Annotated in this window: 1 protein-coding gene; it reads right to left on the reverse strand. The window is 69.7% G+C overall.

What is annotated here, in order from left to right; all coding sequences use genetic code 11:
* Positions 1–106 precede the first annotated feature (106 nt).
* Positions 107–18,888: non-ribosomal peptide synthetase (locus EPN51_RS16145; RefSeq protein ID WP_293044333.1), on the reverse strand; the 18,782-nt coding region annotated here is incomplete at its 5' end.

The raw sequence follows: 18,888 nt of genomic DNA on the forward strand, positions 1-18,888 counted from the left end.
CTGTACGGCGGGACCGTCGCGTTCTATCGGTCATGGTAGCCAGCGGGACCCGCGACGACGACGGATTCGGCCGACCTCACCGAAAACCGCTACCGGCCAATGCCTTTCAGAGCAGTCCGAGCAGCTGCAGGTCGGTGATGTATTTGACGATCACCGGCGCGCTGATGTGCGGGATGTCGTTGTCGGGGCCGATTTTGGCTTCCTGCACCGCGGCGCGGAACCGCCCCGTCGGCCCCAGGCAGCCGCGAGCCGGGTCCGCCGGCGGCACATGCTGCGCGTTGCGCAGCTGCAACAGCTGCAGCACCGACTGGTGGCGCTGTCGCTCCGGCAGGGCGTGCAGCGCGGCCTCCATCCGGTGCAGCCACTCCCCGAAGTCGTCGACCCGCTCGATCGGGTAACCGGCCTCGATGACCCAGTCGACGTACTCGTCGAGCCCGATGCCGTCGTCGTGCGGGTTCATCACGTGGTAGGTCTCGAACCCCTCGAACCCCGCGGCGGAATCGCGGCCCACCTGGGCGCCCAGCGTGGTGATCGATTCGGCGACGAACTCGACCGGCAGGGCGTCGAAGTGGGCGCGTTGCCGGTTGCCGTCCGCGTCGCGCTGGTAGAACGAGCCCGGTGCGACGCCGCTGGCCACGACGCTGAGCAGCAACCGGGTGAACATGTCGGACAGGTTGAGCTGGCCCGCGTACGTGGTGTCGGCCAGGATCATGTCGCAGCGGAACACCCCCACCGGCAGCGCGCACAGGTCGTGGGCCTCCCGCAGCAACACCTCGCCGGCCCACTTGCTGTTGCCGTAGCCGTTGCCGTAGCTGCCGTCGATCGTGCGGATCGGGCCGGCCACCCGGATGTCGGCGTCCTCGGTGAAGGCCGCCGGCTCGATCTGGTCGCCCACGTTGGCCGTCGACACATACGTGTACGGCGTGAGTTTGGTGGTGAGCGCCAGCCGGATCAGCTCGGCGGTGCCCGCGACGTTGGGGGCGAACAGTTCGCCGTAGGGCAGCACGCCGTTGACCACGGCCGCGGAGTCGACGATCAGGTCGACGGTGTCGGCCAGCCGCTGCCAGGTCTGTTCGTCCAGGCCGAGGTTGGCGTGGCCCTTGTCGCCGGCGATGACCTCAAGATGGTCGGCGGCCAGTTCGTGGAAATACCGCAGCAGGGCGGGGTCTCCGCTGTCGAAGGTCCGCTCGAGCCGGCGCCGCGCGTCCTCGTCCGAGGTGGCCCGCACCAGGCAGATCAGCTTTCCGTCGGCCAGTTCCAGCCGTTCCAGCCATTGCAGCACCAGGTAACGGCCGAGGAAGCCGGTGGCCCCGGTGAGCAGGACCGTGCGGACCTCGGCGCTCGGGCCCGGCAGCGCCGGCGCGGCGGCCAGGGTCGGGGCGTCGATGAACTTGTCCAGCGTCAGGTCGCAGGCGTACACCTCGGTGGCGTCGCGGCCGTGCACGGACGCGAAGTCGCCCTGTCGGCCCTCCGCCGCGCCGGGATCGCGGTTGAGCTGCTGGCTCAGGCTGCGCACCGACGGCGCCTCGAAGACGGCGCGGACGGGCAGGTGGATGTCGAGGGCGTTGTAGATCGCGGCGACCAGGCGCATGGCCGACAGGGAATCCCCACCCAAGTCGAAGAACGACTCCTGCACCCCGACCCGCTCCAGGCCCAGGACCTGGGCGTAGAGCCAGGCCAGGATCTCCTCGACCGCGGTGGCCGGGGCGAGGTAGTCCTCGCCGCCCTGGTAGTCGGGGGCGGGCAGGGCGCGGGTGTCGAGCTTGCCGCCGGGCGTCAGCGGCAGCGCGGGCAACACCATCACCGTGGCCGGCACCATGTAGGCGGGCAGGCGTTCGGCCAGCAGGGTGCGGACCTCGGGCGGGTTGGCCGTTCCGGTGATGTACCCCACCAGCCGCTTGTCACCCGGGCGGTCCTCGCGGGCGATCACCAGGGCCTGCTCGACGCCGTCCAGGGCGGCCAGCGCGGCCTGAATTTCGCCGAGCTCGATGCGATACCCACGGATCTTGACCTGCTCGTCGGCGCGCCCGACATAGCGCAGCTGCCCGTCGGAACCCCACCACGCCAGGTCCCCGGTGCGATACATGCGCGCACCGGCCCCACTGGAGCCACTGAACGGGCACGCGACAAACCGCGACGCGGTCAGGCCGGGCCGGCCCAGGTAGCCGGTCGATACGCCGTCACCGGCCACATACAACTCGCCGACCACGCCCGCGGGCACCGGCCGCAGGCATCCGTCGAGCACGAACAACGCGGCCCCGGACACCGGCGAACCGATCGGCGGCACTTCGGGTCCCGGGGTGAGGGGCGCGCTGACGGCCGCGACGATCGTGATCTCGGTGGGGCCGTAGACGTTCACCATCACCCGTCCGGACGCCCACCGCTCCACCACTTCGACCGGGCACGCTTCACCCGCGACGGCCAGCACCGCCGAGTCCAGACCCTCCGGCGAGAGCATCGCCGCCTCGGACGGTGTCTGGGTCAGCATGTCGACCCGTTCCGCAACGAGCAAGGCGTGCAGGTCTTTCGGGGAGCGCACCACCTCGTCCGGCACGACCAGCACCCGGCCGCCGCCCAGCAGCGCACCGAAGATCTCCCACACCGAAAAGTCGAAAGCCAGGGAATGGCAGTGGCTCCAGACCCGGCCCGGCGCCGCGGGCAAACCGGCGGCGCCCAGGGAGGCGAACAGCTGGGTGGCGTTGTGGTGGGTGACCGCCACGCCCTTGGGAACTCCCGTCGTACCCGACGTGTAGATGGTGTAGGCGATGTGATGCGGCGCCGGCGCCGGCAGCGCCGTAGCGGGCCGGGTCTGGATCGACGGGTCATCGATGTCGATGACCAGCGGTCCGGAATCGCCTAGGCGCGAACGTAACTCGGTGGTGGTGATCGCCGCCGCCGGCGCCGCATCGCCGAGCATGAAGTCGATCCGGGCCGCCGGCAGGCCCGGGTCGATCGGCACGTAGGCGGCCCCGGTTTTGAGCACCGCCAGGATCGCGACGACGGCCGGCGCCGAGCGCTCCATCAGCACTGCCACGCATTGCCCCGGCCCCGCTCCATGGCCAATCAAGAAGCGTGCCAACCTATTTGCGGATTCGTCTAGTTCGCGATATGTCCACGAATCCGCTCCGTGGGTGATGGCCACCGCTTCCGGGGTACGCGCGACGTGCCCGGCGAACACCTCGGGGATCGACACAGGTGGGCGTGACGGGCCATCCAACACCGCCCGGTTGCCGATCGTGTCGAGGCGGGCGTGCTCGTCGACGCCGAGCACGTCGATCGACGACAGCCGCCGCGCGGGCTCGGCGGTCATGGCCATCAGCACGCGGTGCAGCCGGGTGATCAGCGCTTCGATGGTCGCGGTGTCGAACACGTCGGTGCGGAACTCCACGGCTCCGCCGATCCCCTCGGGCCGGCCGTCGGCGCTCCAGCGTTCGGCCAGCGACCACGCGAGATCCATGCGGGCGGTGCGCGTGTCGACTGGCAGCGGGGTGACGCGCACGTCGCCGAGACTCAGGTCGGCGGTGTCGGTGTTCTGCCAGGCCAACATGACCTGCACCAGCGGATGATGCGCCAGGCTACGCGTCGGGTTGAGGCGTTCCACCAGTACCTCGAACGGCACGTCCTGATGCTCGTAGGCGGCCAGGCTGCGCGCGCGCACGTGCGCCAATACCTCGGCGATGGTGGGGTCACCGGCCAGGTCGACGCGCAGCACCAGGGTGTTGACGAAGAACCCCACGACGTCGTCGAGGGCCGGGTCGCGCCGCCCTGCGATCGGGAAGCCCACCGCCACATCGGAACTCGCGCTGATCTTGGCCAGCAGCACCGCCAGGGCGGCCTGCACCACCATGAAGCTGGTCGCGTTGTGCGCATTAGCCACCGCGCGCACCCGCTGCTGCAACTCCGCCGGCCAGTCCACGGCCACACTGGCCCCGCGGAAGTCGGCCACCAACGGATACGGCCGGTCGGCGGGCAACTCGAGTCGCTCGGGCATTCCGGCCAGGGTGTGTTCCCAATACCGCACCTGCCCGGCGATCAGGCTGTGCGGATCCTGCAGTTCACCGAACTGGGCGCGCTGCCAGAGCGTGTAGTCGACGTACTGCACCGGCAACGGCGCCCAGTCCGGGGGGCAACCGGCCGAGCGGTTGGCATAGGCCTCCCCCAAATCGCGCACCAGCGGAGTCAGCGACCACCCGTCGGCGGCGATATGGTGCACCACGGCCACCAACAGGTGTTCGGTGTCGTTCAGTCGGAAAAGCAATGCCCGCAAGGGAATTTCAATGGCCAAGTCAAACCGGTGACCCACCACGGTCTCGATGGCCTTACCCAACCGGGTGGCTGACCACCCGCGCGCGTCACTGATCTGCCAGCCGCAATCGGCCTCGTCCACCTCGATGACCAGTTGCCGCGGTATTCCCTCGCGCGCCGGGAACATCGTCCGAAGACTTTCGTGGCGCGCCATCACGTCGGCCAGCGCGGCGCCGAACGCCTCACCATCGAGCCGCCCGTGCAGCTGCAAAGCGATCGCCATGTTGTGCACCGGTGACGGCCCGTGCAATTGGCCGATGAACCACAGCCGCGACTGGGCGAACGACAGCGGCACCACCGCCGGCCGCTCGGCGGCCACCAGCGGCATGCGACCGCCGCCGTCGGCACCCAGTCGCGCCGCCAACCGGCGAATGGTGGGCGCCTCGAACAAGGCCCGCACGCCGAGGTGGACATCGAGGCCGGCGTTGACCTCCGCGACCAGCCGCATGGCCGACAGCGAATCCCCCCCGAGGTCGAAGAAGGAGTCGTCGATCCCGACACCCTCCACGCCCAGAACGTGCGCGTAGATGTCGGCCAGGGCCTGCTCGACGGCGGTGGCCGGGGCGCGATAATGGTCGGTACCGTGAGACCAGCGCGAGTAGTCCGGCGCGGGCAGCGCGCGGGTGTCGAGTTTTCCGTTGGGCGTCAACGGCAATGCGTCAACGGCCATCACCGTGGCCGGGACCAGGTAGGCCGGTAGCCGCTCGGCCAGCCGGGCGCGGATCTCGCCCGGATCGGCGGCACCGGTGACGTAGCCGACGAGCCGCCTGTCGGCGGGGCGGTCCTCGCGGACGACCACCGCGGCCTGCTCGACGCCATCCAATTCGGTGAGCGCCGCGTGGATTTCGCCGAGCTCGATGCGGTAGCCGCGAATCTTGACCTGTTCGTCGGCGCGACCGAGATAGTGCAACTGCCCGCCCGGGCTCCAACGCACCAAATCCCCGGTGCGATACATGCGCGCCCCGGGCGCGCCGAACGGGCACGCCACAAACCGCGACGCCGTCAATCCGGCGCGGCCCAGGTACCCCGCGGCGACCCCGCCGCCGGCGATGTACAGTTCGCCCGTCACACCGGCGGGCACCGGGCGCAGCCACGAGTCCAGCACGAAAAAACCCAAATGCGCCAACGGCATCCCGATCGGGCTCGCATGGGCATCGGCATTAGTGACATCGCTGTCAACGATCTCGCGGAACGAGGCATGCACCGTCGTCTCGGTGATGCCGTACATGTTGATCAGCCGCGGGCGTCCGGGATGGTTGTCCAGCCATTTGCCCAGCCGCTGCGGAACCAGCGCTTCGCCACCGAACACGACGGTCTGCGGGTTGAGTCGCTGACCCGATTGCGCACCGTCCGCGCTCTGCAGCGCCGAGAACGCCGACGGGGTCTGGCTCAGCACGCTGACGTTCTCGGCAATCAGCAAGGCGCGCAGGTCTTCCGGTGAGCGCACCACCTCGTCGGGCACGACCAGCAGCCGACCGCCGCCGAGCAGCGCACCGAAGATCTCCCACACCGAGAAGTCGAAGGCCAGCGAATGGCACTGGCTCCACACCCCCGTCGCCGGCGCCAGCCGGTCGTGCAGTGAGGCCAGCAGCTCGGTGACGTTGTGGTGGGTGACCGCCACGCCCTTGGGGGTTCCCGTCGTGCCCGACGTGTAGATGACGTAGGCGATGTTCTCCTGCGCCGGCGCCGGTGGGGCGCCGGCGGGCCGGGTTTGCGCGGCGGGGTCGTCGACGTCGATGACCGCTCCCGTGAAGCCGTCCAGCCGGGCGCGCAGATCCGTCGTGGTCATGGCGGCGATCGGCGCGGCGTCGGTCAGGATGAAGGCCACCCGGTTGTCGGGCACCGCCGGGTCGATCGGCAGGTACGCGGCCCCCGCTTTCAGGATCGCCAAGATCGCGGTGACCGCCTGGGGTGAGCGTTCCATCAGTAGCGCCACGCACTGTCCCGGCGCCGCACCCCGGTCAATGAGCAAGTGCGCCAAGCGGTTCGCGGACTCCTCGAGTTCGCGATAGGTCATCGAGCGGCCTTTGGCGGTCAGCGCCACCGCCTGCGGGCTACGCGCCACTTGGTCGGTGAACAGTGCCGGGATCGAAGCCGTGGCGTTCGGCGGTCGGGTCAACACCGCGCGGTTGCCGATCGCGTCGAGGCGGGCGCGCTCGTCGGCGCCGAGCACGTCGATCGACGACAGCCGCCGCGCGGGGTCGGCGGTCATGGCCGTCAACACCCGCTGCAATCGCTCGGTCAGCGTTTGGATGGTGGCGGTGTCGAACACGTCGGTGCGGAACTCGACGGCTCCGCCGATGCCGGCCGGCCGGCCGTCGGCGCTCCAGCGTTCGCCCAACGACCAGGCCAGGTCGGTGCGCGCGGTGCGGGTGTCCACCGGCAGCGGGGTGACGCGCAGATCGCCGAGGCTCAGGTCGGTGGGTTCGTTGTTCTGCCAGGCCAGCATGACCTGGACCAGCGGATGATGCGCCAGGCTGCGGGTGGGGTTGAGCCGTTCGACCAGTACCTCGAACGGCACGTCCTGGTGTTCGTAGGCGGCCAGGCTGCGTTGGCGAACGCGGGCCAGGAGTTCGGCCATCGTGGGGTCTCCGCGCAGGTCGACGCGCAGCACCAGCGTGTTGACGAAGAACCCCACGACGTCGTCGAGGGCCGGGTCGCGCCGCCCGGCGATCGGGAAGCCCACCGCCACATCGGAACTCGCGGTGATCTTGGCCAGCAGCACCGCCAGGGCGGCCTGCACCACCATGAAGCTGGTCGCGTTGTGCGCGCTCGCCACCGCGCGCACCCGCTGCTGCAGCTCCGCCGGCCAGTCCACGGCCACACTGGCCCCGCGGTAATCGGAAACCAGCGGGTAGGGCCGATCGGTGGGAAGTTCCAGCCGCTCGGGCAGCCCGGCCAGCGACCGCTCCCAGTACGCCAGCTGCGCCGCGATCGGACTGTGCGGGTCTTCCAGGTCGCCGAATTGGCCGCGCTGCCAGAGCGTGTAGTCGACATACTGCACCGGCAGGGGCGCCCAGTCCGGCGCCTCCCCGAGCGACCGGCTGGTGTAGGCCAGCGCCAGGTCGCGCACCAGCGGGGTCAGCGACCACCCGTCGGCGGCGATATGGTGCACGACGGCCACCAACACGTGCTCCTCGTCGTCGAGGCGGAAAAGCCGGGCCCGCAACGGGATTTCGGTCGCGAGGTCGAATGTGTGGCGGGCGGCGTCGCGGATCGCACCGTCCAGCCGGGCCGTTGACCAGCCGGTGGCGTCGATGGTTCGCCATGTGACATCGGCCCGCGCGGGCGGCACCACCACCTGCTGGGGTACCCCCTCGGTCGCGGCGAACACCGTGCGCAAACTCTCGTGCCGCGCCACCACATCGCCGAGCGCGGCGCCCAGTGCGTCAGCGTCCAGGTGTCCGCTCAGCCGCAACGCCGCCGCCATGTTGTACACCGGTGACGGTCCGTGCAGCTGATCGATGAACCACAACCGCGATTGCGCGAACGACAACGGCACCACCGCCGGCCGCAGGCGCGCCACCACCCCGGCGAACCGGCCCCCGCCCGCGCCGACGTGCGCCGCCAGCTGGCCGATCGTGGGTGCTTCGAACAACATTCGCACCCCGAGGTGCGCGTCGAGGCCGGTGTTGATCTCGGCGATCACCCGCATCGCCGACAGCGAATCCCCGCCCAGGTCGAAGAAGGAGTCGTCGGCGCCGACCCGCTCGAGCCCCAGCACCCGGGCATAGATGCCCGCCAGGATCTCCTCGGTGGGCGTGGACGGGGCCCGATACCGACCGCCGGTGTATTCGGGCGCCGGCAGAGCCGCGGTATCGAGCTTGCCGTTGGGTGTCAGGGGCAACGCCTCGATCGCCACCACCGCGGCCGGCACCAGGTAGGCCGGCAACCGCTCGGCCAGCCGGCTGCGGAGCTCGGCCGGATCGGCGGGGCCGGTGATGTAGCCGACCAGCCGCAAGGCGTCGGGCCGGTCCTCGCGCGCGATCACCGCGGCCTGTCCCACCCCGTCCAATTCGGTGAGCGCCGCGTGGATTTCGCCGAGCTCGATCCGGTGACCGCGAATCTTGACCTGCTGGTCGGCGCGGGCGACGTAGTGCAGCTGGCCGTCCAGCCCCCAGCGCACCACATCGCCGGTGCGATACATCCGCTCACCGGGCGCGCCGAACGGGCACGCCACGAACCGCGAGGCCGTCAGACCGGCGCGACGCGCATAACCGACCGCGACCCCGTGCCCCGCGACGTACAGCTCACCGACCACACCGGCGGGCACCGGCCGCAACCAGCCGTCCAGCACGAACAACGCCGCCCCGGAAACCGGCGACCCCAGCGCCGGCGATCCGGCTCCCGCGCAAAGCGGCGCACTGAGCACCGCGTCCACGGTGGTTTCCGTCGGGCCGTAGGCATTGATCATCACCCGCCCCGGGGCCCATTGGTCCGCGAGCGCGGCCGGGCACGGCTCACCACCGATGATCAACGCCGAGTCCAGCTTTCGCGGTGACAACGCCGTCAACGCCGACGGGGTTTGGCTCAGCACGCTGACGTTCTCGGCGATCAGCAGGGCGTGCAGCTCGTCCGGAGAGCGCGTCACCGACTCGGGCACCACCACCAACCGGCCACCGCCGGCCAGCGCGCCCCAGATTTCCTGGACCGAGACATCGAAGCCGTAGGAATGGCATTGCGACCACACCCCCGCCTCGGGCAGCGGCGCGTGCAGCGATTCCAGCAACTGGGTGACGTTATCGTGGGTGACCGCAACCCCTTTGGGGACACCGGTCGTCCCCGAGGTGTAGATCAGATAGGCGATGTTCTCGGGTGCGGGCATCGGCAACGGGCCGGCGGGCCGGATGTCGGCGGCCGCCCGGTCGACATCGATGACCGGCAGGTCGAACCCGTCCAGCCGGGCGCGCAGGCCGGCGGTGGTGACCGCGGCGATCGGCGCGGCGTCGCCGAGCATGAACTCGATACGCGCCGCCGGCAGGGCCGCCTCGATCGGCAGATACGCAGCCCCGGTCTTGAGCACCGCGAGGATCGCGACGATCGCCTCGGCCGAGCGGGAGAACAGCAGCGCCACGCACTCACCCGGGCCCGCGCCGAATTCAATTAATCTGTGCGCCAACAGGTTCGATGCCTCGTCGAGTTCCCGATACGTCATCGAACGGCCCTCGAAGGTGACCGCCACCGCGTCGGGAACGCGGGACAGCTGGCCGGCGAACAGTTCCGGGATCGATACCGGGACGCGCGGCCGCTCGGTCAATGCCGCCCGATTGCCCCACAGTTGTAGCTGGGCATGTTCGGGCGCATCGAGCACGTCCAGTGACAACAACCGTCGGGCCGGATCGGCGGGCATGGCGACCAGGAGCCGCCGCAGCCGTTCGATCAGCGTGTCGACGGTGGCCAGGTCGAACACGCCGGAATCGAATTCGATGCGCAGGCGCAGTTCCTCACCCGGCACGGCTTGCAGCGACAGCGGGTAGTGGTTGTAGTCGTGGCTGGTGAATTCGGTGGCGGTCAACTCGTCGGCCGCCGACAGCGCGGCGGCGTCGACCGGATAGTTCTCGTACACCAGCAGGGTGTCGAACAGCTGGTCGTGTCCGGCGACGCGGTGGATTTCGTTCAGCGCCAGGTGCTGGTGCTCCACGGTGTCGTTGTGCGCGCGTTGCAGCTGACCCAGGAATTCGGCGACGGTGGTTGCCGCGGCAGCGCGGGCGCGCACCGGCACGGTGTTGATCAGCAGGCCCACCATGGATTCGGCGCCGGGCAGCTCGGCCGGCCGGCCGGATACCGCGGTACCGAAGGCGACGTCGTGCCGGCCGGTCAGCGACATCAGCAGCTGCGCCCAGGCCGCCTGCAGGACGGTGTTGACGGTGGTGCGACTGGAGCGGGCGAGTTCGCCGAGCGCGCTGGTGGTTTCGGCGGAGAGCCGCAGTGAGGCCACCCCGCGCCGCCCGAGTTCCACGCGACCCGCCGGGCCGACCAGGGTGGGGGTGTCGAAACCGTCGAGCACCTCGCGCCACGCCGCGCGCGCCGCCGCGACGTCTCGGCCGGCCAGCCAGGTGACGAAGCTGCGATAGGGCGGCGCCGCCGATAACCGCGACCCGTAATAGCAGGCGAAGACTTCTTGCAGCAGGACCGGGAGCGACCAGCCGTCCATCACGATGTGATGGACGGTGAGCACGAACCGGAATTCGTTGTCCGCGACGCACATCAGCGCGGCCCGCAAGGGGGGTTCGCTGCCGAGGTCGCGCACCGCGGCGCGTTCGGCGGCGGCTATCCGCTCGACCTGCTCGTCGACGTCGCGGCCGTCGAGCTCGACGTACCGGTAGGCCGGCTCGGGTGCGGCCGGGATGATCTGCACCGGGTCGCCGAAGTCCGGACAGAACCGGGCCGCGAGGTTGGGGTGGCGGGTGACGACGGTCTGCACGGCCCGGTGGAGCCGCTGCGAATCGAGGGCGCCGCGCAGCGTGATGTTCAGCTGCACCGCGTACACGTCACCATCGGGTTGCGTGGTCGAATGGAACAGCAGTCCGTGCTGCAGCGCGGTCAGCGGCAAGACATCGGCGATGTCGTAGCGCTGTTCGAGTTGGTCGATCTGCTGCTGGTCCAGCCGGGCGGGAACGATGTCGGACGGGGTCAACCCGCCGCCGCCGCGGCGCACGTGCGCACAGATACCGGCCAGGGCCTCAAACCACAACTGGCTCAACCGGGTTACTTCGTCGTGGGTCAGCGCCGAGGACGCCCACGTCCAGTTGGCGTGCAGATGCGGGCCGTCCTCAGTGTCCATGGTGCCCGCGTTGAGCTCCACCGTGTGCGGCAACGGCAGCGCCACCGCCGCCACCGCGGCAGTCAACGCCGGACTGTTCGTGCTGAGTTTCCATAGCTCGTCGGATAATTCGGCGGCCGCTCCCCCGACGCGGCCCAGATAGTTGAACCCGATGACCGGATCCGAACCATCCAGCGCCACTTCGGGATTCAGGTAACGCAACAATCCGTAGCTGAGGCCGTCGGGCAGACCGCGCAGCTGCTCCTTGGCGTCCTTGATCACCGGGCCCAGCGCCGCGTCACCGCCGATCACCTGGTGCCACGACAGGCCGCCCACGCACCCCCCGACCTTCAGGGCCACCGGGTACTTGGCGGTGAACCACCCCACGGTGCGCGACAGGTCCACGCGCGGGCCCAGCTCCTCGCCGCGCCCGTGACCCTCCACGTCGACGCCGATCGGCGTGGCCACCCCCAGGAACTCGGTGAACGCCAACCCGAAGGCGATCAGCAGAATGTCTTGCACGCCGGCGTGGAACGCCGCGGGCACCTCCCCCAGCAGCAGGCGGGTCGTCTCGACGTCCAGCGACGCCGACAGCTGCCCGGCCGTCTCATACGTGTCCCACGGCTCGGCGGCGGGCAGCACCGGCGGCGTCTCGATGATCCGTCGCCACGCATCGGCCTGCTCGATCACCCCTGGGCTCGTCGCGTGCTCGGCCAGCAGCGACGACCAGCGCGCGAACGAGGTGCCCGCCGCGGGCAGCTCGATGGGCCGGCCGCGGCGATGCTGCGCCCAGGCGATGTTGAGGTCCTCGATCAGGATCCGCCACGACACCCCGTCGACGGCCAGGTGGTGAATGATCAACGCCAATTGGCTTGTCTCACTTGCCCATACCGCACACAGCAGCACGCCCGCGCCCGGGTTCAGCCGTGACCGGGCGTCGAGGAGCTCCGCATCCGAGAGCGCGTCGACGGTGCGCAGGCAGGCGCGGGCGTCCACCGAACCCACCCCGGGAACGTGCAAGTCCCAGCCTCCGGCGCCGTCGTCGTCGACGCAGAGCCGCAGCGTGGGATGGCGGTCCAGCAACGCCTGCAGCACGACCGCGACGTCGGCTTGGCTCACCCCGGCGGGAGCCGACAGCACCACGGTCTGGTTGAACTGTTCGACGGGGCCGTCCATGTTCTGCAGCCAGCGCATGATGGGGGTGGCCACCACGGGGCCGATCCCCTCGTCGCCCACGTCGTCCTCGCCGGTGGCCAGCGTGACCACCCGCGCCAGCCGGTCCACGGTCTGTTCGACGAAAACATCGCGGGGCCGGCACATTACGCCGGCGGCCCGTGCGCGGGCGACCACCTGCATCGACAGGATGCTGTCCCCACCCAAGTCGAAGAACGAGTCGTCCACCCCGACCCGCTCGAGTCCGAGAACCTGAGCGTAGATGCCGGCCAGGATCTCCTCGATCGCGTCGGCCGGGGCCCGGTACCGGCTCACGGTGTATTCCGGTGCGGGCAGGGCGCGGGTGTCGAGCTTGCCGTTGACCGTCAGCGGCAGCGCATCGAGCGCCACCACCGCCGACGGCACCATGTAGGGCGGCAACAGCTCGGCGAGCCGCGCCCGAATCCCGGACGGGTCGGCCGTGCCGGTCACATAGGCCACCAGTCGCGAGGCGGCGGGGTGGTCTCCACGGGCTATCACCGCGGCCTGTTCGACACCGTCCAATTCGGTGAGCGCGGAACGGATTTCGTCCGGTTCGATGCGGTAGCCGCGGATCTTGACCTGTTCGTCGGCGCGCCCGAGGTATTCCAGCTGCCCGTCCGCGCCCCAGCGCACCAGGTCGCCGCTGCGATACATCCGCGATCCGTACCCACCGAACGGGCACGCGACGAACCGTGACGCCGTCAACGCCGCCCGGCCCAGATAACCGGCGGCGACCCCGCGGCCGGCGATGTAGAGCTCGCCGGCCACACCGGGCGGCGCCGCGCGCAACCGTTGATCCAGCACGAATAACGCGGCCCCGGGCACCGGCGAACCGACCGGCACCGGTGCGGAACCCGCCGTCAGCGGCGGCGTCATCGCCGCATACATCGTGGTCTCGGTCGGACCGTATTGATTGATCATCACCCGTCCGGGCGCCCACCGATCCATCACCTCGACCGGGCACGGCTCACCACCGACGACCAGCGCCACCGAATCCAGTCCCTGCGGCGAGAGGGCCGCCACCGCCGACGGGGTCTGGCTCAACACGGTGACGTTTTCGTCAATCAGTAACGCGTGCAGGTCTTCTGGTGAGCGGACGATGTCGTCGGGTACGACGACGAGGCGTCCGCCGCGCAGGAGGGCGCCGAAGATTTCCCAGACCGAGAAGTCGAAAGCCAGGGAATGACAGTGGCTCCACACCTGTCCGAGGCCCAGTTGGGCATCCCATGACCGCAACAGCTGGGTGACGTTGTGGTGCGTGACCGCCACCCCCTTGGGAACGCCGGTGGTTCCGGAGGTGTAGATGATGTAAGCGATATCGTCGGGCGCCGGGTGCGGCAATCCGGTGGCGGGTTGGGTGTGCAGGGCCGTGTCGTCGATGTCGATGATGAGAGCGGGATTGTTCAGGCGGGGCCGGAGTGCGGCCGTGCTGATCGTCGCGATCGGGGCGGCATCGGCGAGCATGAATTCGATGCGGGCGGCCGGCAGTGCCGGGTCGATCGGCACATACGCCGCCCCGGTCTTGAGCACCGCCAGGATCGCCACGACCGCCTCGGCCGACCGTGGGATCACCACCGCCACCCGTTGTCCTGATCCCGCGCCGCGGCTAACCAGCAAGTGCGCCAACCGATTTGTGGATTCGTAAAGTTCGCGGTAGGTCCACGACCGCTCGCCGCAGGTGATCGCGACCGCCTCGGGAGCCCGGGCCACCTGCGCGGCGAACAGCGCCGGAAGCGACGCCCGTCCGGTGGCCGGCTGGTTCAACACGGCGCGATTGCCGATCACGTCGAGGCGGGCGTGCTCCGATGCGTCGAGGACGTCGATCGCTGAAAGCGGCCGGGCGGGGTCGGCGGTCATGGCGGCCAACACCTGTTGCAACCGCCTGACGAGCGTCTCGATGCTGGCCGCGTCGAAGACGTCGGTGCGGAACTCTACCGTCCCGTGAATGCCGGCGGGCTCGCCATCGGCGTTCCAGTGTTCGGCCAGCGACCAGACCAGATCCATGCGGGCGACCCGGGCTTCCAGCGGCTGCGGCGTCACCTGCACGTCGCCCAGGCTGATGTCGACGGGATCGTTGTTCTGCCAGGCCAGCATGACCTGGACCAGCGGGTGGTGGGCCATGCTGCGGGTGGGGTTGAGGCGTTCCACCAGCACCTCGAAGGGAACGTCTTGGTGTTCGTAGGCCGCCAGGCTGCGCTGACGTACCCGGGCCACCAGCTCGGCAATGCTGGGGTCACCGCTCAGGTCTACCCGCAGCACGAGGGTGTTGACGAAAAACCCGACCACCTCGTCCAGCGCCGGGTCGCGCCGGCCCGCGATCGGGAACCCCACGGCCACATCGGAACTCGCGCTCAATGTGGACAACAGCACCGCCAGCGCCGCCTGGACGACCATGAAACTCGTGGCGTTGTGTGCCCGCGCCGCCTCGGCGATCTGTTGCTGCAGCGCGGCCGGCCACTGCACCTCCACACTGGACCCGCGATAATCGGCCACCAACGGGTATGGCCGATCCGTGGGCAGCTCAACGCGTTCCGGCAGTCCGGCCAGGGTCTGTTCCCAATAGTCCAGTTGCGCCGCGATCGGGCTGTTCGGATCGTCGAGGTCACCGAATTGGGCGCGTTGCCACAGTGTGTAATCGATGTACTGCACCGGCAGCGGCGCCCAGTCCGGGGCCTGCCCGCAACAGCGGCCGGCGTAGGCCGCCCCCAGATCGCGCACCAGCGGGGTCAGTGACCACCCGTCCGCGGCGATATGGTGGACCACCGCCACCAACACGTGCTCTTCCTCGTCGGTGTGGAAAAGCCATGCCCGCAAAGGTATTTCGGTGGCCAGATCGAAGGTGTAGCGGGCCGCCTCCTGGGTGGCCTCCGCCAGCCAGGACGCCGGCCACCGCGTCGCGTCGACGACCTGCCAGTTGACGTCGGCCCGCCCGGCCGGCAGCACCACCTGCTGGGGCGCACCCTCGGGTGCCAGGAAGAGCGTCCGCAGGGTTTCGTGGCGGGCCACCACGTCTTCCAGGGCGGCGCCCATCGCGTCGGTATCCAGGCGCCCGCGCAGCCGCAGGGCGACCGCCATGTTGTACACCGGCGACGGCCCCTGCAATTGATCGATGAACCACAGGCGGGATTGCGCGAACGAGAGCGGCACCAGCACGGGCCGCGCGCCGGCCGCCAACCGTCCGGCGCGACCGACATCGGCCTCGACCCGGGGCGCCAGCTGGGCGACGGTGGGTGCCTCGAACACCGATCGGACGGTCAGGCCGGCGTCCAGATCGGCGTTGACGGCGGTGATCAGCCGCATCGCCGAGAGCGAGTCGCCGCCGAGGTGGAAGAAGGAGTCGTCGACGCCGACGCGGTCGACACCGAGCACCTGGGCGTAGATGCCGGCCAGGGTCTCCTCGAGGGCGCTCGCCGGTGCCCGGTACCGTTCGCCGCCCTGATAATCCGGGGCGGGCAGGGCTCGGGTGTCCAGCTTGCCGTTGACCGTCAACGGCATCGCGTCGAGCACCACCACCGCCGAGGGCACCATGTACGTGGGGAGCCGCCGACCCAACCGGGCCCGAATGTCGGCGGAGTCGGCGGCTCCGGTCACATAGCCGACGAGACGCAAGGCGTCGGCACGATCTTCGCGGGCGATCACCGCGGCTTGCTCAATCCCCTCCAATTCGGCTAGCGCAGCGCGTATTTCGCCCAACTCGATGCGATAGCCACGAACCTTGACCTGCTCGTCGGCGCGGCCCACATACTGCAACTGCCCGTCGTTGCGCCACCGGACGATGTCCCCGGTGCGATACATCCGCACCCCGTGCCCACCGAACGGACACGCCACAAACCGCGCCGCCGTCAGCCCCGACCGACCCAGATAACCGGCACCCACCCCGGCACCGGCGACGTACAACTCCCCCGCCACCCCGGCGGGCACCGGACGCAACCACCCATCCAGCACAAACAGCGCCGCGCCGGCCACCGGCGACCCGATCGGTGGCGGCCCCGACCCCGCCACCAACGGCGCACTGTGCGACACCCACATCGTGGTCTCCGTGGGGCCATACACGTTGACCATCACCCGACCGGGCGCCCACCGATCCGCCAGCTCACCCGGACACGGCTCGGCGCCCACCACCAACGTCAGCGACTCCAGTCCCCGCGGTGACAACATCCCCAGCGCCGACGGCGTCTGCGCCAACACCGTCACGCGCTCGTCCACCAGCAAGGCATGCAACTCTTCCGGCGAACGCGCCACCGACTCGGGCACCACCACCAGCCGCGAGCCGTGCAGCAGCGCACCCCAGATCTCCCACACGGAGAAATCGAACGCCAGCGAATGACACTGGCTCCACACCTGATCCGGGCCCAGCTCCACGCCGGCGTCCAGGGCGGCAAACAGCTGCGTCACGTTCGCGTGACTGACCGCCACCCCTTTGGGCCTGCCCGTGGTGCCCGAGGTGTAGATCATGTGCGCGACATCGTCGGACCCCGGCCCCGCCCCGGCCACCACAGAGCCCGGACACGCCGCCAAGGCCGGATCGTCGATCTCGACGACGACTCCGCCGAAGTCGCCGAGCCGCGACCGCAGCCCCGCGCTGGTCACCACCACCCGCGCACCGGAATCGGCGACCATGAACGCGATCCGCGCCGTGGGCACCGCCGGATCCAACGGCACATAGGCCGCGCCCGCCTTCAGCACTCCCAAAATCGCGATGATGGCCTCGGCCGAGCGCTCCAACAACACGCCCACGCCCTGGCCGCGGCGCACACCCCGGTCAACCAGCAAGTGCGCCAGCCGATTCGCGTCCGACTCCACTTGCTCATACGTCCACGAACGGCCGCCGCAACTGATCGCCGTCGCCCGCGGCACACGCTGCACCCACGCACCGAACAGCGCCGGAATCGACACTCCCGCCGTCGGCCGGCCCAACACCGAACGATTGCCCAGTACGTCGAGGCGGGCATGCTCGTCGTCGTCAAGCACGTCGATCGATGAGAGTTGGCGGCCCGGGTCGTCGGTCATGGCGACCAACACCCGCCGCAACCGTTCGGTCAGCGCCTGGATGCTGTCCGCGTCGAACAGGTCGGTGCGAAACTCGACGGTGCCGCCGATGCCGGCGGCCCGACCGTCGCCGCTCCAGCGTTCGAACAAGGAAAACGTCAAATCCGTACGCGCGGTGCGGGTCTCCACCGGGACCGCGGTGACCTGCAGCTCACCCAGCCTCAGTTCGGCGGGATCCTCGGTCTGCCAGGCCAACATCACCTGCACCAGCGGATGGTGCGTCAAAGAGCGGGCGGGGTTGAGCCGCTCCACCAAGACCTCGAACGGCACGTCCTGGTTTTCGTAGGCCTCCAGGCTGCGTCGCCGCACCCGGGCCAACACTTCGGCGACGCTGGGGTCGCCGCCCAGATCGACCCGCAGCACCAACGTGTTGACGAAGAAGCCCACCAACTCGTCCAGCGCGGGATCTCGCCGCCCTGCGATCGGAAAGCCCACCGCCACATCGGAAGTCGCGGTGACCTTGCCCAGCAGCACCGCCAGGGCCGCCTGCACCACCATGAAGCTGGTGGCGTTGTGCGTCCGCGCCACCGCGCGGACTCGTTGCTGCAACTCGGCCGGCCAGTCGATGTCCACACGGGCGCCGCGGTGATCGGCCACCAACGGATACGGCCGATCCGTCGGCAACTCAACCCGTTCGGGTAACCCCGCCAGGGTTCGCTCCCAATAAGCGAGCTGCCCGACGATGGGGCTCTCCGGGTCCTCGAGGTCACCGAATTGGGCGCGTTGCCACAGCGTGTAGTCGACGTACTGCACCGCCAGCGGCGACAAGTCGGGAGGCCGTCCGGCGCAGCGGCCGGCATAGGCGACCCCCAAATCGCGCACCAGCGGATTCAGCGACCAACCATCCGCAGCAATATGATGGACCACCGCCACCAACACATGCTCGTCGTCGGAGAGTTGGAAAAGCTGTATCTGCAAGGGTATTTCGGCTGACAGATCAAATGCATAACCAGCTGCGGCATCAACGGCCTCCTTTATCCGTGCCGGCGACCAGCCGGCGGCGTCAACCACGTCCCACCCGACATCTGCCCGCTCAGCGAGTATCACCACCTGCTGTGGCGTCCCGTCGGACACCGCGAAAACCGTGCGCAAACTCTCGTGGCGGGCCACCACATCGACCAGCGCGCAACGCAGCGCCTTCACGTCCAGTGGCCCGCGCAGCCGCAGCGCCGCCGCCATGTTGTACATCGGCGAGGGCCCCTGTAGCTGATCGATGAACCACAACCGGGACTGCGCAAACGACAAGGGCACCACCGCCGGCCGGTCGGCCGCCACCACCCGCGAAAGCCGCTCCGAACCACCGTCGAGGCGCGGCGCCAACTGGGCCACGGTGGGCGCCTCGAACAACGCTCGCACCGAAACCCCGGCATTCAAGCCGGTATTCACGGCCGCGATCAGACGCATCGCCGACAGCGAATCCCCGCCCAGGTCGAAAAAGGAGTCGTCCACACCGACGTGCTCCACCCCCAGCACCTGGGCGTAGATGCCGGCCAGGATCTCCTCGATCGCGCTCGCCGGCGCCCGGTACCGGTCGACGTCCTGGTATTCCGGTGCCGGCAGGGCGCGGGTGTCGAGCT

It is taken from the genome of Mycobacterium sp. (genome assembly GCF_004298145.1).
Classification (GTDB): Bacteria; Actinomycetota; Actinomycetes; order Mycobacteriales; family Mycobacteriaceae; genus Mycobacterium.